18 protein-coding genes are annotated in these 17,096 nt (G+C 70.4%); 7 read left to right on the plus strand and 11 right to left on the minus strand.

The window, feature by feature from the left end:
- The first annotated feature begins 92 nt into the window (after positions 1-92).
- The 3 genes from OHA58_RS06350 (at position 93) to OHA58_RS06360 (ending at position 1,895) form a co-directional block, all read left to right on the plus strand.
- The gene (locus OHA58_RS06350) at positions 93-686 is read left to right on the plus strand and encodes a histidine phosphatase family protein (RefSeq protein WP_405477236.1); all 594 of its coding nucleotides are present in this window, start codon (positions 93-95) and stop codon (positions 684-686) included.
- Between the two features lie 95 nt (positions 687-781).
- On the plus strand, positions 782-1,420 hold the full coding sequence (locus OHA58_RS06355; protein ID WP_405477238.1) for a hypothetical protein: 639 nt from the start codon (positions 782-784) through the stop codon (positions 1,418-1,420).
- A 52-nt stretch (positions 1,421-1,472) separates the two neighbouring features.
- Positions 1,473-1,895, plus strand: a complete 423-nt coding sequence (locus OHA58_RS06360; RefSeq protein WP_405477239.1) for an acyl-CoA thioesterase — start codon at positions 1,473-1,475, stop codon at positions 1,893-1,895.
- Between the two features lie 49 nt (positions 1,896-1,944).
- Here OHA58_RS06360 and OHA58_RS06365 read toward each other — a convergent pair whose 3' ends face one another.
- Complete coding sequence (locus OHA58_RS06365; RefSeq protein ID WP_405477241.1) at positions 1,945-2,799, minus strand: NAD(P)H-binding protein; 855 nt, start codon at positions 2,797-2,799, stop codon at positions 1,945-1,947.
- A gap of 102 nt (positions 2,800-2,901) precedes the next feature.
- On the opposite strand from OHA58_RS06365, the gene OHA58_RS06370 reads away from it, so the two are divergent.
- From OHA58_RS06370 to OHA58_RS06380, 3 genes are all read left to right on the plus strand, one after another.
- Positions 2,902-3,807: a helix-turn-helix domain-containing protein gene (locus tag OHA58_RS06370; protein WP_405484816.1), complete on the plus strand. Its 906-nt coding sequence runs from the start codon at positions 2,902-2,904 to the stop codon at positions 3,805-3,807.
- Positions 3,808-4,002: 195 nt separating this feature from the next.
- Positions 4,003-4,827: a chitosanase gene (locus OHA58_RS06375; RefSeq protein ID WP_405477242.1), complete on the plus strand. Its 825-nt coding sequence runs from the start codon at positions 4,003-4,005 to the stop codon at positions 4,825-4,827.
- Positions 4,828-5,348: 521 nt separating this feature from the next.
- Positions 5,349-5,960, plus strand: coding sequence for a hypothetical protein (locus OHA58_RS06380; protein ID WP_405477244.1), 612 nt, complete (start codon positions 5,349-5,351; stop codon positions 5,958-5,960).
- 49 nt (positions 5,961-6,009) lie between these two features.
- Here OHA58_RS06380 and OHA58_RS06385 read toward each other — a convergent pair whose 3' ends face one another.
- Positions 6,010-6,765, minus strand: a complete 756-nt coding sequence (locus OHA58_RS06385; protein WP_405477245.1) for an AraC family transcriptional regulator — start codon at positions 6,763-6,765, stop codon at positions 6,010-6,012.
- A gap of 156 nt (positions 6,766-6,921) precedes the next feature.
- Between OHA58_RS06385 and OHA58_RS06390 the strand changes: the two genes are divergently transcribed.
- On the plus strand, positions 6,922-8,049 hold the full coding sequence (locus OHA58_RS06390) for an MFS transporter (protein ID WP_405477247.1): 1,128 nt from the start codon (positions 6,922-6,924) through the stop codon (positions 8,047-8,049).
- A gap of 132 nt (positions 8,050-8,181) precedes the next feature.
- On the opposite strand, the gene OHA58_RS06395 is transcribed toward OHA58_RS06390, so the two are convergent.
- The 9 genes from OHA58_RS06395 to OHA58_RS06435 all read right to left on the minus strand — a co-directional run bounded on the left by OHA58_RS06395 (position 8,182) and on the right by OHA58_RS06435 (position 16,997).
- The gene (locus OHA58_RS06395; protein WP_405477248.1) at positions 8,182-9,537 is read right to left on the minus strand and encodes a nucleobase:cation symporter-2 family protein; all 1,356 of its coding nucleotides are present in this window, start codon (positions 9,535-9,537) and stop codon (positions 8,182-8,184) included.
- Between the two features lie 130 nt (positions 9,538-9,667).
- Positions 9,668-11,044, minus strand: a complete 1,377-nt coding sequence (locus tag OHA58_RS06400) for a nucleobase:cation symporter-2 family protein (RefSeq protein WP_405484818.1) — start codon at positions 11,042-11,044, stop codon at positions 9,668-9,670.
- 395 nt (positions 11,045-11,439) lie between these two features.
- The gene (locus OHA58_RS06405) at positions 11,440-12,828 is read right to left on the minus strand and encodes an 8-oxoguanine deaminase (protein ID WP_405477250.1); all 1,389 of its coding nucleotides are present in this window, start codon (positions 12,826-12,828) and stop codon (positions 11,440-11,442) included.
- Positions 12,829-12,872: 44 nt separating this feature from the next.
- Positions 12,873-14,273 carry a nucleobase:cation symporter-2 family protein gene (locus OHA58_RS06410; protein WP_405477252.1) on the minus strand — a complete coding sequence of 467 codons (1,401 nt, stop codon included), beginning with the start codon at positions 14,271-14,273 and terminating at the stop codon, positions 12,873-12,875.
- Positions 14,274-14,342: 69 nt separating this feature from the next.
- Positions 14,343-15,275 (minus strand): factor-independent urate hydroxylase, encoded by a 933-nt coding sequence (pucL, locus tag OHA58_RS06415; RefSeq protein ID WP_405477254.1) that lies wholly within the window; start codon positions 15,273-15,275, stop codon positions 14,343-14,345.
- Between the two features lie 5 nt (positions 15,276-15,280).
- Positions 15,281-15,685, minus strand: a complete 405-nt coding sequence (uraH, locus tag OHA58_RS06420) for a hydroxyisourate hydrolase (protein WP_366118354.1) — start codon at positions 15,683-15,685, stop codon at positions 15,281-15,283.
- Complete coding sequence (gene uraD, locus OHA58_RS06425) at positions 15,685-16,215, minus strand: 2-oxo-4-hydroxy-4-carboxy-5-ureidoimidazoline decarboxylase (RefSeq protein ID WP_405477256.1); 531 nt, start codon at positions 16,213-16,215, stop codon at positions 15,685-15,687. Before uraD ends, uraH begins: the two co-directional genes overlap by 1 nt.
- Before the next feature lie 156 nt (positions 16,216-16,371).
- Positions 16,372-16,749 (minus strand): helix-turn-helix domain-containing protein, encoded by a 378-nt coding sequence (locus OHA58_RS06430; RefSeq protein WP_266675213.1) that lies wholly within the window; start codon positions 16,747-16,749, stop codon positions 16,372-16,374.
- Complete coding sequence (locus OHA58_RS06435) at positions 16,746-16,997, minus strand: hypothetical protein (protein ID WP_100591422.1); 252 nt, start codon at positions 16,995-16,997, stop codon at positions 16,746-16,748. Before OHA58_RS06435 ends, OHA58_RS06430 begins: the two co-directional genes overlap by 4 nt.
- Between the last annotated feature and the right edge of the window lie 99 nt (positions 16,998-17,096).

Genomic DNA, 17,096 nt, shown 5'->3' on the forward strand with positions numbered 1-17,096 from the left:
CCCTCCCGCACCGCGTGTACGGTTCGAACGACGGCCCGTGCAAGATCGCCGGGCCCGACCGACGGCAGCCTCGGAGAGAACAGGACAGTCGCATGGGTGACCTGCTGCTGGTCCGGCACGGCGAGACCGAGTGGGCCCTGTCCGGGCAGCACACGAGCTGGACCGACATCCCGCTGACGGAGAACGGCCGCGAGCAGGCCCGCAGGCTCGCCCCGCTCGTCGGCAGCTATCACGTCGGTGCCGTCTTCTCGAGCCCGATGGTACGTGCGCACGAGACCGCGAAGCTCCTTGGTCTCGGGAACGTACGGGTCGACGCCGACCTGTGCGAGTGGGACTACGGCGCCTACGAGGGCGTCACGACTCTCGAGATCCAGCGCACCCGGCCCAACTGGTTCCTCTTCACGGACGGGGTCGCGCCCGGACCTCCGGAGCACCCCGGCGAGAGCCCCGAAGAAGTGGGGGTGCGGGCCGACCGCATGCTCGCGAAGGTGGACGCCGCTCTCGCAGAGAACGAGGGCAGCGTCGTCCTCGTCGGCCACGGCCACTTTTCGCGGGTCCTCACCGCGCGCAGGCTCGGCCTGACCCCGGCGGACGGCGGGCACTTCCTGCTGGCGACGGGCACGGTCAGCAGGCTGAGCACGGAGCACGGCCGTCCGGTCGTCGCCGGGTGGAATCTGCGGCCCTGATACGCCATCGGACCCGGCCGTTGTCAGACCCGTGCTGCACCATCGGAGCGTAGGGAGCACGTACCGGCCGAGGGACGGAATCAGGGGGTGGCGCCATGACCAGGCCGCTGTCCGCCGCGCAGCGGCGCATCGTCGAGGAGGCCGACCCGGTCACCGGGCGGCTGAAGGGCGGCGACGCCCAGCTCGCACGCCTCGTCCTGATGAAGCTCGCGTTCCGGCATCCACGCCCGCCGCACGACCACTTCCTGACACCGGCCGGGCACCGGATACGGGAGGCGGGGGACGAACCGGAGCGCGCCGAGCAGCCCCCGCCGCCGGTGGCTTCCGGCGGCGGCCCGTTCGCGGCGCGGGTGGGCGGAGAGGCGCCGGTTCCTCGCGGTCCGGCGCGGGCGCGCGAGGTGCGCAGCGCCTGGCAGGGGCTCGTGGAGATGCGCCGCATGACCAATCCGGACGGCGCCACCGACCGGCCGTGTGCCTGGGAGCGCGGGCATCTGGTGCAGGCCGCCGCCCTCGCCCTGGAGGCGGCGGGTTGCCCACCGGCGGAGGGTACGACCGGGGACGGCTATAGGGTCGGCGGCACACCACAGCCGGAGGCCGTGGCCGTGAGGGGGCGTGGGCCGGACGGAATCGCGGGCTGCGCCGCCGCGTTGGAGCGGGCGGGGTGGCAGGTCAGCGAGCACGCGGAACCCCGCACCGGGGGCCGGTACTTGCTGGCGTCACCGAGAAGATCATGACAATCGAGCACCAGCCGAAGCAGCAGACCCAGTAGCCGGCGAAGGGAAAATCGTGGCCGAGCCGTTCACCGTGCGCATTCAAGTGCGTGGGTACGAGACCGACTCGCAGGGACACCTCAATCAGAGCGTGTATCTGCAGTACGCGGAGCACGCGCGATGGGTGCTGCTCCAGCACGGCGGGATCCGGCAGGCCGACCTGCTGGCGAAGGGGGTCGGCCCGGTCACCCTGGAGACGACCATCCGCTACCGCCGCGAGCTGCGCGCGGGCGACGAGGTGGACGTGAGCTGCGCGTTCGTGTGGACGGAGGGCAAGACGTTCCGGATCGAGCAGTCGGTGCGCAAGACCGACGGCACGCTCGCGGCGGAACTGACCGGGGTGGGAGGCCTGATCGACCTCAAGGAGCGCAGGCTCGTGGCGGATCCGCGCGAGTACTTCCGGGCGCTCGCGTCGGATCCACGCGCCTTCGGTCTCTGATTCCGGAAGGACCACGCACTTCCCGGGCAGAACCTCCCGCCCAACAGCCTTACACGAACGCTCCCTTGTGCTCCTCGGCCCACATGGCGAAGGTGCGGGGCGGGCGCCCGAGGATGCGTTCGACGTCGTCCGTGACGATCGCGTTGTGTCCGGCGCGGACGTAGGCGAACGCCTCGAGGACGCTGTCCACGGACTCCTCGGCGATGCCCGCGGCGAGCACGTACTCGCGGGCAGACTCCAGGGGCAGTTCGACGGTCTCGACGGGCCGGCCGGCCGCCGCGGCGACGGCGGCCGCCTGGTCGGGCACGGTGAGGAGTTCGGGCCCGGTGAGGGTGTAGACGTGGCCGTTGTGCCCGTCGGCGAGGAGGGTCTCCACGGCCGCTTCGGCGATGTCGCGCGGGTCGATCACGCCCTGGGCGCCGTCCCCGAACTGGTTGGGGACGGGCCGCCCCGCTCGGATCTCCGGCGCCGACCACAGGAAGTTCGACGCGAACGTCGTGGGACGCAGCACGGTCCACTCCAAGTCGCCCGCCCGGAGCGCCTCTTCACCCGGGACGTGCCACATGCCGAAGCCTCCGGCGCCCGGCTCACCCGTGCCGATCGCCGAGAGCTTCACGACCCTGCGCACGCCCGCCGCCACGGCCGCGTCCAGCAGGGCCTTGTCCTGGACGCCGGGTCCGGAGCCCGAGCCGGGCAGGGTCACCATGAAGACGGCCGTGGCGCCGGCCACCGCCGCGTCGAGCGTCCCCGGGTCGTCGAGGTCCCCGCGGACGACCTCGGTGGCGGGTCCGAAGGCGGCGCGGGCCGGATCACGGGTCAGGGCGCGGTGCGGGACGCCGCGCGCGGCGAGGAGACGGGTCACTTCACTGCCGATGGTGCCGGTGGCACCGGTGATGAGGATCATGGCTTCAACGCTGCCGGTCAACGGGCCGCCGCAGCTAGGAAATTCCGGCACAGCCGGCGGCCCCCGGACGGCACTCCCCCCGGTTAACGTGGAGGGGTGACCATGCTGCGGGACAGGACGGCTGAACAGGCGGGGACGCCGGACCACACCGGCACCCCCGGGCGCCACAGCACCCCCGGGCGCTACGGCACCCCTGTCGCGCCGCCCGAGGCGCTGCGGCCCTGGATCACCGAGATCGACTCGATCAACTCCGTCGACTCCCCGGACTTCGGTCAGGGGGACACCGGGGCGATCACCCACGTTCCGGACGCGGCGACGCGGCTCGTGTTCCGTGTGCTCCCGGACGGCGGGACCGACGTGGTCGCCATCGGGCCGCGCACCAAGGCGTCGTACTACGAGGAAAAACAGCTCCCGACGTGTCTGCAGCTGCGGTTCCGGCCCGGCGCCGCGCGCCCGCTGCTCGGGGTGTCCGTACGCGAACTCGTGGGCCGCGCCGAGCCGTTGGAGTCGCTGCCGGGCGAGGCGGGCCGGCGGCTCGCGCGCGGACTCGCCGCCCTCGGGCCCGCTCCGGACCCGGACGCCGTGCTCGCGCGCATGGCGGAGCTGCTGCCGGACGGTCTCACGCCCCGCGACCGGGGTGAGCGTGCCCGCGACGGCCTGGTGCGGGCGGCGGTCGAGGCGCTGTCGACGGCCCCGGGGCGCGACCGGCCGGGGACGGTCACGGAGGTGGCCCGGCAACTCGCCGTGAGCGAGCGCCAGTTGCGCAATCTCTTCGCGGACGGCGTCGGCCTGTCCCCCAAGCATTTCGCGCGGATCGACCGGGTGCGCCAGGTGCTCGCCGGGGCGGGCACCGAGGGGAACCCGCGGTGGGCGGGGCTCGCGCACGCCACCGGTTACTACGACCAGTCGCACATGACGGCGGAGTTCCACGCGCTGTTCGGCGTACCGCCGACGGCGTTCGTCTCTGGACGCCTCCCGGCCACGCGCCCCTGCGGCCCGGGCCACTGACCTCACCGGCGCCTCACCCCCTCCCCCGCCACATACAGAACCGCCGTCCACGTGCAGGAACACCTGCACGAGCGCGGCGCCCCCCACCCGGGACCTCCAACTCCCCTCCGCTTGACGGGTATACGTCACCCGCAATCTCTGGTAGGAAACCTTCCTAACAGTTCGCGGAAGAACGAGCTCCCCCATGGAGGTCCCGTGCACACCCCCCACATACGCACGTCGCGTCGCACCCTGCTCGCCCTGATCGGCACCTCGGTCGTCGCGGCCCCGCTCCTCACGACCCAGCTCGCGACGGCCACACCCGTCTCCGCAGGCGGGCTCGACGACCCGGCGAAGAAGGAGATCGCCATGAAGCTGGTGTCGAGCGCGGAGAACTCCTCGCTCGACTGGAAGGCCCAGTACGGCTACATCGAGGACATCGGCGACGGCCGCGGCTACACCGCCGGGATCATCGGCTTCTGTTCCGGCACCGGCGACATGCTCGACCTCGTGGAGCTCTACACCCAGCGCAAGCCCGGCAACGTCCTGGCGAAGTACCTGCCCGCCCTGCGCGAGGTGGACGGCACCGACTCGCACGACGGCCTCGACCCCGACTACCGGCGCGACTGGGAGAAGGCCGCCGAGGACTCCGCGTTCCAGCAGGCCCAGAATGACGAGCGCGACCGCGTGTACTTCAACCCGGCTGTCGCGCAGGGCAAGGCGGACGGCATCGGCACACTCGGGCAGTTCGCGTACTACGACGCCATCGTGATGCACGGCGACGGCGACGACGCGACCAGCTTCCGCAACATCCGCAAGCGCGCTCTCGCCCAGGCGAAGCCGCCGGCGCAGGGCGGCGACGAGGTCGCGTACCTGAACGCGTTCCTCGACGCGCGGGTGTGGGCCATGAAGCAGGAGGAGGCCCACAGCGACACGAGCCGCGTCGACACCGCGCAGCGCGTCTTCCTGAAGAACGGCAACCTGAACCTGGACCCGCCGCTGGACTGGAAGGTGTACGGAGACAGCTTCCACATCGGCTGACATCCACCAGCCGGCATCGACCGACAACTCCCTTGGTGAAGCGGCGCGTTCGGCACCTGCACATACCGGGCGCGCCGCCTTCCTGTACTCCGAACGGCCCACCCGCCCCTTGCCCCGGCTCACCATGATCGCTACGGTCCCGGGCAGCCGCACATCTACGCGCGTCACCCGAAGCGTTGCCCCCAAGTGCACCCCGAAGCGAGAGGCCCGCCCATGCAGCTCCGCCAGAAGTCAGTGCTCGCCGCCGCCACCGCGACCCTTGCCCTGGTGACGGCAGGTCAGGCGGGGGCCGTGGGCCCCTGGGAGCCGGTCGGCGACGATGTGAAATCCGGCGTGAGCGGGCTCGCCCTCACCGGGCACTCCGACGGAACGGTCCAGGCGCTCATCGTGCGCGACAACAAGAAGCCGGGCGACAACCGGATCGCCAACTCACGTACACCGAGGGCGAATCCGCCTCAGCAGACGTCACCCCTGTCACCTGGGACGGTGCGGAGCCGATCGACCTGGAGGCCGTCGAAGCGGTGCCGGGAGCGCCCGGCGAATATGTGGCCCTGGCCAGCCGGGGGCTGGTCTACCACCTCGAGCTGACCGGCAGCACGGTGAAGGTGCTCGACCTCTCGCCGCTCCCCGGGATCCGCGAGGGCAACGACTTCGAGAGCTTCGCGCTGGCCTCGAAGGGAGCGAAGCTGGCGGCGGTGTGGGCGGACCGGGGCGACGGGGCCGAGCGGCCCGCGACGGTCTTCGCCGCACCGTTCTCCTACAACAAGTACGGGGACGCCGAGTTCGGGGCGCTCCAGCAGGCGTCGTTCCGGGCGCCGTATCCGACGGGTGACGTCCGGCACGTGTCCGACATCTCGGTGACCGGTGACGGGCGGATGCTCGTCAGCTCGGCGTCGGACGCGGGGGACGACGGGCCGTTCGACTCGGCGGTGAGCGCGGCGGGGCGGGTGCGGATCTCGGAGTCGGGGGCCGTGCGGCTGACGGTCTCCAAGTCGCCTGCGGCGCTGGGGCAGTTCACGGGATTCAAGGTCGAGGCGCTGGAGTGCGTGCCCGGGTCGGGCGACGCGGTCCTCGGCACGGACGACGAGAACAAGGGCGGCTCGGTCAGGACCGCAGCCCTGTGCGGGAGTTGACCCCGCAGGCACCGAGCCCGGACAGCCGAAGGCCGGACAGCCAGAGGCCCTAACTGCGGCTGTGTTCGCCCGGAGTGGAGCCGAACGCGCGGCGGAACACGTCGATGAAGGCGCTGGTGGAGGACCAGCCGCAGCGGTGCGCGACCGCGGTGACCGGCTCTCCCTCCTCCAGCATCCGCAGCGCGTGGTAGAGGCGGAGCTGGGTGCGCCACTGGGGGAAGGTCATGCCCAGTTCGCGGCGGAAGAGGCGGCTCAGCGTGCGTTCACCGGCTCCGGACGCCCTCCCGAGCGCGGCCAGGGGGCGGGCGTCGGCCGGGTCCTCGTACAGCAGGTCGCAGACCACTTTCAGCCGCGGGTCGGTGGGGGTGGGGAGTTGGAGCGGCTGCTGCGGGGACGCCCGTAGCTGGTCGAGGAGGACGGCGCGCAGACGCATGCCCTCGGGACTGCACGCGGGACTGGCGTCGTGGAGGCCGCGGGTGGAGGCGAGGATCAGTTCGCGCAGCAGCGGGCTGACGGTCAGGACGGTGGGCGCGTCCAGGCCGAGCGGGTTGACGTCTGCGGGCAGGCCGAGCAGGTGGAGATCCAGGTGGCCATGGGCGCGGTGGGCGTGGACGCAGCCGGCAGGTACCCAGATGGCGCGGGTGCCGGGCGCGAACCAGGTGCCGGCGTCGGTGGTGACGGCGAGGACTCCGGAGCCCGCGTAGATGATCTGGTGGTCGTCGTGGCGGTGCGCGTCGATCCGCTCGCCCGCCGCCAGGGTCTGCGTGCGGGTGGGCGCCTGCGGGGTGTGGCGGATATCCGGCATACCTTGGCACTTTATCGGAAGCGCGCCACCGCGGCCCGTACGGACGATGGACGGGTGTCAGAGAACCGGACCTCCATCTCCCCCGCACCCACGGCCTCACCGACAGCCGCGCCCGGACCACCGGCCTCCCGGCGCGGACCCATCACGTTGCTCTCCATGGGTCACGCCTGCGTGGACCTCTACCAGGGGGCGGTTGCCGCCCTCGTGCCGTTCTTCGTCGCCGAGCGGGCCTACACCTATGCGGCCGCTTCCGGAATCGTCCTGGCCGCGTCCCTGCTGTCGTCGGTGGTGCAGCCCCTGTTCGGGGCACTCACGGACCGGTGGGCGATGCCGTGGCTGCTGCCGGTGAGCTGCGTGGTGGGCGGGTCCGGTGTGGCGCTGGCCGGCGTCGGGGACTCGTACACCCTCACGCTGGCGGTGGTCGCGGTGTCCGGGATCGGGGTCGCCGCCTACCATCCGGAGGCGGCGCGCGTGGCCCGCGTCGCGAGCCGTGGCAGCCACACGGCGATGGGCTGGTTCTCGCTGGGCGGCAATCTCGGATTCGCCACCGCGCCGCTGCTGGTCGCCGCTGTCGTCGCGACCGGCGGGCTTCACGCCTCGCCGCTCCTCGTCGTCCCGGGCCTGGCCGGAGCGGCACTGTGCGTGGCCGCCCTGCGCTCGGGCCGGAACGCCGCCCCGGCGGCGAACGGACCGGCACACGGAGCGGACGGCAGGGACGACTGGCCGTCGTTCCTCAAGCTGACGGGCGCCATCATGTGCCGCTCCATCGTCTTCGTCGGCCTGAGTGCGTTCATCTCCCTGTACGCGCGCCAGCGGGCGGGCGGGGGCGAGGTGGCGGGCACGGCCGCGCTGTTCGTGCTCTACATCGGCGGCGCGGTGGGCACCGTGGCGGGCGGCAGGCTCGCGACCCGCTTCGGCCGCGTGCCGGTGCTCCGCTGGTCGTACGCCCTGACGGTCCTCGCCGTGGCCGGGGTCGTCTTCGTCCCCGGTCCCGCGCTCTACGTGTGCGTGGCGCTGACGTCGGCCGGTCTGTACGTGCCGTTCTCGCTGCACATCACGCTCGGCCAGGACTATCTGCCGAGGCGCGTGGGCACCGCGAGCGGCGTCACGCTGGGTCTTGCGGTCAGCGTCGGCGGCCTCGCGAGCCCGGCGATCGGCGCCCTCGCGGACGCCACCTCGCTGCGGACCGCGCTCGCGCCGCTGGCCGTTCTGCCGGCGCTCGGCTGGCTGCTCGTACGGACGCTGCGCGAGCCCGGCGGAAAGTCGGCGAAGGAGGCGAAGTAGCGGTCAGTGCGGCAGGGCCGGTTCGGGCGCCGTGGCCGAACTCGCCTTCCTACCCAGGTGGTTGAAGAGCAGGTTCAGGCTGACCGCCAGGATGCAGCCCGTCGAGATGCCCGAGCCGAGGACGATCTGCGCTCAGTCGGGGAAGGATGCGTAGAAGGAGCCGTTCACCGCCGGGATGAGGCCGACGCCGATGGTGACGACGGCGATCAGAGTGTTGTCGCCGCGGTGGAGGTCGGCGCGGAGCAGCATCTGGATGCCCGAGAGGGCGATCGAGCCGAACAGGAAGAGGGAGACGGCGGCGAGGACCGGCATCGGGACCACCGCGATCAGCGCGCCGGCGGCGGGGCTGAGGCCGATGAGGATGAGGATCGCGCCGGACAGGGCGACGACGAAGCGGCTGCGGACGCCGGAGATCACGACCAGGCCGATGTTCTGCGCGAACGCCGAGTTGTGGAACCCGTTGAAGAAGGGGCTGACGGCCGAGCCGAGTGCGTCGGCGCGCAGGCCGCGGGCGATCGTCTTCTCGTCGACCGGCCGGTCCACGATCTTGCCGAGCGCGATCATGTCGGCGGTCGACTCGGTGAGGATCACCAGCATCACGACGCACATGGAGAGGATCGGCGCGAGGGAGAAGGACGGCGCGCCCCAGTGCAGCAGGCTCGGGAGGCCGAAGGCGTCCGCCTCCTTGAGGGCCGAGAAGTCGGCGAGACCCATCGGGATCGCGAGGAGCGTGCCGAAGACCAGCGCGATGAGCATGGCGATCTGCTTGAGGAAGCCGGTCGTGAACTTCTGCAGGAGCAGCATGACCAGGACGGTCGCCGCCGTCAGGGCGATGTTCTTCGGGTCGTTGTGGTGGGAGTGGGCGGTCGGGTCGACGATCCAGCCGTAGGCGACGGGGAACAGCGAGACGCCGATGAGGGTGATCACCGAGCCGGTGACGACCGGCGGGAAGAACTTCACCAGGCGCGAGAAGTACGTGGAGACCAGGAAGCCGAAGAGGCTGGACACCAGGATCGCGCCGAAGACGACCGGCATGCCGGCCTGTACGCCGCCCTCGGTGGCGAGGATCGTCAGCATGACGCCCACGCCGGCGAACGAGACCCCGTTGACGAACGGGAGGCGCGAGCCGATGAAGTTACCGATGCCGAGCGTCTGGAGGAGCGTCGCGAGGCCCGCCATCAGGAGGCTGCCGGCCATGAGTACGGCGGTGTCCCCCGCCGACATCTTCGAGGCGACCGCGATGACGATCGGCACGGAGACCGCGCCCGCGTACATGGAGGCGACATGCTGGGAGCTCGCGACCAGCATCCGGCCGGGCGGCAGGATCTCGTCCACCGGATGCACGTCGGACACGGCGGCCGCGTCGGACACTTCGGACTTGGCGTGCGCGTCGAAGACGCCGGAATCTTGGCGCTCGCCGGGTACTTCGCGCTCGTCCTGCACGGCCTGCACGGCCTGCACGGCCTGCACGTCAGGGGTGTCATTCAATGGGTGGCGCTTCTTCCGTGCTGTGACGCCGGGGCCGGTCCCGTCGCGCTGCGGCTCACGCGGGACCGGTAATCCAGGTTAACTGGAAAGTAACTTCCGCCATACGGTCGGCGGCGTCACGCACGTTACGTCAGTGCACCTCTGCTGCGGAAGACCCTGCCGAGGTGGAGGACCCGGCGGCCGTACGCGTCTGAGCGATCTCACCGCCCGGTTCCATCGGGGCCGTCACGTCGTCCGCGTCCTCGCTGCGGCCGATGTGGTTGAACAGCAGGTTGAGGATCACCGCGGCCACACAGCCCGTGGAGATACCCGAATCCAGGATGATCTTCGCGGTCTCCGGGAACGCGTGGTAGAACTCCGGCGCCGCGATCGGGATGAGCCCGACGGCCAGCGAAACGGCCACGATCAGAACGTTGTTGTCCCGCTCCAGGTTCGCCTTGACGAGGGTCTGGATGCCGCTCGCCGCGACCGAGCCGAAGAGCACGACGCCCGCGCCGCCGAGGACGGGCCGGGGCACGACCGCGATCAGCGAGGCGGCCATCGGGCACAGGCCCATCAGGACGAGGAAGCCGCCGCCCGTGGCGACGACGTACCGGCTGCGGATCTTCGTCATCGCGACGAGGCCGATGTTCTGCGCGAACGCGCTGCACATGAAGCCGTTGAAGAACGGGCTGAGCGCCGAGCCGAGCGTGTCCGCCCGCAGACCGGCCGCGATGGTCTTCTCGTCCGCGGGACGCTCCACGATCTCGCCGAGCGCCAGCATGTCGGCCGTGGACTCGGTCATCGAGACGACCATCACGACGCACAGGGAGACGATCGCCGCGGCGGCGAACTGCGGGGCGCCGAAGTGGAACGGCGTCGGGAAGCCGATGACGTCCGCGTCGCCGATCGGGCTGAAGTCCGTGACGCCGAAGGGGATCGCGACGAGGGTGCCGATGACCAGGCCGAGGAGTACGGCGATCTGCTTCACGAAGCCCGTGGTGAACCGGCGCAGCAGCAGGACGATGACCAGGGTGATGCCCGCCAGCGTGAGATAGGTCGTCGAACCGTAGTCCTTCGCCGCGGGGTTGGGGCCCTGGGCCCAGCCGAACGCTACCGGCATCAGCGAGACGCCGATGAGGGTGATGACCGTGCCGGTCACGACCGGCGGGAAGAAGCGCACGAGCTTGCTGAAGAAGGGGGCGGCGATGAAACCGAGAACGCCGGCGACGATCACGGCCCCGAAGATGACGGGCAGCGCGTCCTTCTTGTCGTCGGTCGAGTTGACGACGGCGATCATGGGCGCGACGCCGGCGAAGGTGACGCCGTTGACGAACGGCAGACGGGCGCCGATCTTCCAGAAGCCGAGGGTCTGGAGGAAGGTGGCGAGCCCCGCGGTGAAGAGGCAGGCGCCGGTCAGGAAGGTGAGTTCCTTGGGCGACAGGCCCACGGCGGCGCCCACGATGAGGGGCGGCGCGACGACGCCCGCGTACATGGCGGCGACGTGCTGGAGGCCGGTCGTCGCCATCTTCAGCGGCGGCAGCTTCTCGTCCACCGGGTGCTTGCCCGCCGGATGTTCGGTGTGCCCCTCGGATATCTCGTCGGGGGTGGTGCCTTGCTTGGTGAACCTGGGCTTGATGGCCACTGCGGCTCCTCCGGTTGTTTTCCAGTGCCCGGGCGGCACTCGCTTCTGGGAGGTGGTGCGTCGTGCAAGGACTTGCCGGTATTCGGTTGTGGGTACTGCGCCCAGGTAGTGCTGACCGCCCCGGGATCGTGAAGTGTTGGGTCACGATCCGGGGCGGCACTTGAGCAGCCCGCTCGGCAGCTCAAGTCCGGTCGGGGGCCGTCCCCCCCGACCGGAGTTCTAGGGTTGGAGGTGGCCGCCGGATCTCCGCGACGCCGCGGAGATCCGGCGGCCACCTCCTAGGCCTCGGCGGTGATCCGCGCGAGGCGCTGTGCCTCCTGACGCGCATCGCGGGCGATGGCGTCCTCGTCGGCGTGCAGCAGGCGTCCGTCCTCGACGACCGGCTTTCCGTTGACGAGGGAGAGGGTGACCGGGGCCGCCGCGCCGAAGACGATGGCCGTGACCGGGTCGGCGATCGAGGAGTGCCCGATGCCGTCGATCTTCCACAGGACCAGGTCGGCGAGCTTGCCCGCCTCCAGGGAGCCGATCTCGGCGGCGCGGCCCAGGACCCGGGCACCGCCGGCGGTGCCGAGCCTGAGCGCCTGACGGGCGTTCAGGGCGGCCTCGCGGTGGGCGCCGAGACGGTTGATGAGGAGCGCGTTGCGCAGCTCGGTGTGCAGCTCGCCCGACTCGTTGGACGCGGTGCCGTCGACGCCGAGGCCGACCGGGACGCCGGCCTTGAGCATGTCCGGGACGCGGGCGATGCCGGCCGCCAGACGGGCGTTGGACGACGGGCAGTGCGCGACACCCGTGCCCGTGCGGGCGAAGGCGGCGATGTCCGAGTCGTTCATGTGGACGCAGTGCGCCATCCACACGTCCTCACCGAGCCAGCCCGTCGACTCGAAGTAGTCGGTCGGGCCCATGCCGAAGAGCTCGTGGCAGAACTTCTCCTCCTCGACCGTCTCGCTGCCGTGGGTGTGCAGCCGTACCCCGAGCCGGCGCGCCAACTCGGCGCCCTGCTTCATGAGTTCGGTGGACACGGAGAACGGCGAGCAGGGGGCGACGGCCACCTGGGTCATCGCGCCGAAGGAGGCGTCGTGGTGCTTGTTGACGGTCTCCTCGGTGGCCGCGAGGGCGCCCTCGAGGGTCTCGACCGCGAAGTCCGGCGGCAGGCCGCCGTCCTTCTCGGAGCGGTCCATGGAGCCGCGGGCGAGCGTGAAGCGGACACCCATGTCGGAGGCGGCGCCGATGATGGCGCCGGACAGGTCGCCGGAGCCCTTCGGGTACACGTAGTGGTGGTCCATCGCGGTGGTCACACCGCCGCGGGCCATCATCGCGAGGGATCCCTGCGCGGCGACGCGGGCCATCTGCTCGTCGATGCGTGCCCACGTCGGGTACAGCGCGACCAGCCAGTTGAACAGGTTGTGGTCCGTGGCCAGGCCACGGGTGATCCACTGGTAGAAGTGGTGGTGCGTGTTGATCAGGCCGGGCGTGACGAGGTGGCCGGTGCCGTCGACGCGGCGCACGACGTTCTCCAGGCCCGCGGGGGCCTGACCTGCGCCGATGGACTCGATCTTGTTGTCGGCGACGACCACATAACCCGAGGCGTACTCGGTGTCGTTGGCGTCGACGGTCGCGATGGCCGCGTTCTCGATGACGATGCGGGAAGGGGCTGCCGAAGGTGCCATGGTGCTTCCTTCATGGGTGAGTGGCGAGTGGGCACGGCAGGACCCTAGGAGGATTTGAGTGCCGCGGCGGCGGTGGCGCGGCCGCGGGTGCCGAGATGGTGGAAGAACAGGTTCAGCGATACGGCCACCAGGGCGCCCGCGCTGATGCCGGAGCCGAGCACGGTCTGCGCCCAGGCCGGGAATTCGGCGTAGAAGGTGGGCGCGGCGAGCGGGATGATGCCCGCGCCGAGCGAGACGGCGACCAGGATGATGTTCGAGCTGTCGTCGAGGCCGGCCTCCGACAGCGTGCGGATGCCGCTGACGGCGATGGAGCCGAAGAGGACGATGCCCGCGCCGCCGAGGACCGGCATCGGCACCGTGGACACCACCGCGCCGAGCACCGGGAAGGCGCCGAGGACCAGGAGCGCGCCTCCCGCGGCGGCGACCACGTAGCGGCTGCGCACCTTCGTCAGCGAGACGACGCCGACGTTCTGGGCGAAGGCCGAGGTGGGGAAGCCGCCGAAGACGGGGCCGAGGAGCGTGGCGAGGCCGTCGGTGCGCAGGCCGCGGGTGATGGTCCTGCCGCTGGTCTCGCGCTCGCAGATCTCGCCGATGGCGAGCATTCCGGCGCTGGACTCCGTCATCAGGACGAGCATCACCAGGCAGAGCGAGATGATCGCGGCGGGCTGGAACTCGGGCGTGCCGAACGCGAACGGCGTGGGCAGCGCGGCGACCGGGGCCGACCTGAGGGCGCCGAAGTCCGCCATGCCGAACGGGACCGCGGCCATCGTGCCGATCAACAGGCCCAGAAGCAGGGCGACTTGCTTGACGAAGCCGCGCCCGAAGCGCTGGATCATCAGGATGACGACGAGCGTGAAGGCGGCGAGTCCCAGGTACTTCATGTCGCCGAAGTCGGCGGCGGTCCTGTCGCCGCCCTGCGCCCAGGCGACCGGGACCGGCATCAGGGTCACCCCGATGAGGGTGATGACGACGCCCGTGACGAGCGGCGGGAAGAAGCGCAGGAGCCTGCCGAAGAACGGGCCGATCGCGAGACAGAAGACGCCGGCGACCATCACCGCACCGTAGATGGCGGGGAGTTGGTCGCCCCGGGCGTTCGTCTCGGCGATGGCGAGCATCGGCGCGATGCCGGCCGAGGAGGCGGCGTTGACGAAGGGCAGCCGGTTGCCGACGAGTCCCTTGACGCCGAGGGTCTGCAGGAGGGTGGCCACGCCCGCGATGAGCAGGCTTGCGGCGATGAGCCGGGTCTGGCCCGCCGTGTCGAGGTGGACGGCCTGACCGATGATGAGCGGGGGCGTGACCACGCCCGCGTACATCGCGGCGATGTGCTGGAGTGCCGCGGGGACGAGCCGCGAGGGGTGGAGCTTTTCGTCCACCGGGTGGACCTCAGGTCCGGCCGGTGAGGTGGAACAAGGGCCTTCTGCCGGCCCCTTTGCAGGCGTTGCCATAGCTAGCTGTTCCCTCCGGTGTGGCGCACTCCCTGCCCGTCAGGGCGGGCGGGGAGTGCGCGCCCCGCGTCAGAGGTTGGTCATGTCGACCGGGATGTGCGGCTCGCAGCCGTCGCGCAGGATGGTGGCCTCGATCAGGCCGTAGGGGCGGTCGGCCGCGTAGTACACGGCGCCGTCCTTGGCATCGTTCTCCAGACCGAAGGCGGAGAGATCCTGCCGGAAGTGGTGCTTGTTGGGCGCGGAGAAGCGGATCTCGTCGATCTCGCTGCGGTTGTTGATGACCCGCGAACCCATTTGGTACAGCGTCTGCTGGAGCGAGAGCGAGTACGTCTCCACGAACGCCTGGAGGATGTGCTTCTTGGACTGCTCGTAGGACTTCTCCCACTGCGGCATGCGCTGCTCGTCGGAGGTCCAGTTGTGCCGCCACCACGTCGACAGGGACGTGGCGAGGATGCGGTCGTAGTCCTCCTGGAGCGTCGTGTACTTGTCCTTGATGTAGCCCCAGAACTCGGAGTTCGTGGAGTTCATCACGGTCAGGTCCTTGAGCCCGGACAGGACTTCGAACTCCTCGCCGTCGTATGTGATCTGCGCGAGGCGGGTCTCCTGGCCCTTACGGACGAAGGAGTGCTTGACCTCGTCGGCGCCGATGAACTTGGAGTTGCCGTCGGAGCCGGCGATGCGCTCCCAGGAGTACTCCTCGATGCGGATGCGCGCGCGGTGGATCGACGGCTGGCTGTCCACGAAGTGCCGGGCGAGGTGGATGCCGTACTGCTCGGCCGACTCGATGCCGTATTCCTTGGCGAACGCGAAGCAGGTGTTCTTCGTCGTGTCCGTCGGAAGGCAGTTGGCGTTCGAGCCGTTGTAGTGGACGTCGTCGAGGTCGCCGGAGAGGGCGACGGAGACGTTCAGGTCCTTGATGTGGTGGGTGTCGCCGTCCCGCGTGATCTTGACGACGCGGTTCTCTGCTTTGCCGTACTGGTTCTGGCCGAGAATCGTGGGCATGTCTGCTAGCTCCCTCGGTAAACGGAGTAGCCGAACGGGTTGAGCAGCAGCGGTACGTGATAGTGCTCGCCCGGCTTGACGGCGAACGTGATCGCCACCTCCGGGAAGAACGCACCGCTGTCCCTTACGCGGGGGGCGTCCTGCTGCGCCTCGGCTTGCTTCACTGTGTTGATTTGATGCGTGAAGTACGTCTCGACGGCGAAGTCGAGCCGTACGTGGGTGGTGCCCTCCGGCAGCGCCGGCAGGTCCTTGCAGCGCCCGTCCGCGTCGGTCGCGGAGCCGCCGAGCGCCACCCACTCGGCGTCGCTGCCCGAGCGGGCGGCGAGCGAGATGGCGACGCCCTCGGCGGGGCGTCCGATGCTGGTGTCGAGAATGTGCGTCGACACCGACGCGGTGGTCGCGGTGCTCATCAGTCCTTGTCCTCTTCCACTTCTACGTCTTCTTCGGCGAGGCGGGTCAGGCGGATACGGTTGATCTTCCCCAGTTCGGTGCGCACGATCTCGCGCTCCGTCCCGGTGTCGTTCCCGATCCTGGCCTTCATCGCGTCGCGCATCTGCTCGCCGGTCGCCCCGGTGGCGCAGATCAGGAAGACATGACCGAACCGGTCCTGGTAGGCCAGGTTCAGTTCGAGCATCTCGGCCTTGAGCTCCTCGGAGGCGCCGGCCATGCCCCGCTGCTCGCGGGACGAGGTCGGGTCACCCGGCTTCGGGCGGCCGATCGGGGGGTGCCCCGCCATCGCCTCGGCGAGATCCTCGGCGCCGAGCTCGGCCATTGCGGCGTCGCTCGCGGCGAAGAGTTCCTCCGTGGTGGTGAAGGGGCGCTGGGCGAGGAGCTTGCTCCCCCACGCCGAGCTGGCACACACCTCGTGGAGCACGGCGGCGGCCGCGTTCTCCTGAAGCGTGTTGAACCGGGAAAGCCCCGGCATCGGACGTGAAGTCACGGGAAGCCTCCGTGGCCTTGTGCTGGACGGGCTGCGGATAGCTAACGCCCTCCGAAACACCACGTCAACACTTTGTTGAAAACTTGGAGTTACAAAAACCGCCGCCCGGTATCCGGACGGCGGCTGGTTCGACACCTTGGCGTGCTAGAGGGCGACCTACTCCCCCTTGGCCGCGTTTTCCCTGTTCAGGTAGTTGTAGACGGTGAACCTGGACACCCCGAGCGCCCCGGCCACTGTCTCCACTCCGTGCCGCACGGAGAAGGCACCTCGTGCCTCCAGTATCCGCACGACCTCCTGCTTGGCCTTGCGGTCGAGGGCCGACAGGGGCATGCCCTGTCCGCGCTCCATGGCCACCAGGATGTGATCCAGAGAGTCGGCCAGCTGGGGCAGCCGTACGGCGATGACCTCGCGGCCCTCCCAGTGCAGGACGACATCGTCCTTGCCCGCCTCCTGCGGCGGCAGCATCTCGCCCCCCATGGCGTCCACCAGCGGCTTCACCGCGCTGACGAAGGGGACGTCTCCTGTAGCGGTCACTTATCGCCCTCCCCCATCACATTGACCTGGAGCGAGACACGGGTGGCGCCGGCCGCCAGGGCCTGGCGCAGCAGCGCGTCCACCGCGCCGAGCACGGCGTCCGCCTCCCCTTCGGCGGTGTTGCCGAAGGGTCCGACATCCACCGCGTCCAGTTCGGCCTTCTGGATGACGTCGCGGGCGACGACCGCGTGGGGCGGCGCCTCGTCGAGGTCGAAGGGCTCGGTCGTGAACTCCACTCTCAATCGCACGGGGTCAACCTACTGCCGCGAGCTGTTTTTCCGGCAGCCCCTCTTGACAAGAGCGAAGCATCCCCGGCAGTCTTCCATCAAGCAGAAACGAACTTCCGC

The sequence above is a fragment of the Streptomyces sp. NBC_00009 genome (assembly GCF_045040855.1).
In the GTDB taxonomy this organism is placed as follows: Bacteria; Actinomycetota; Actinomycetes; order Streptomycetales; family Streptomycetaceae; genus Streptomyces; species Streptomyces aureus.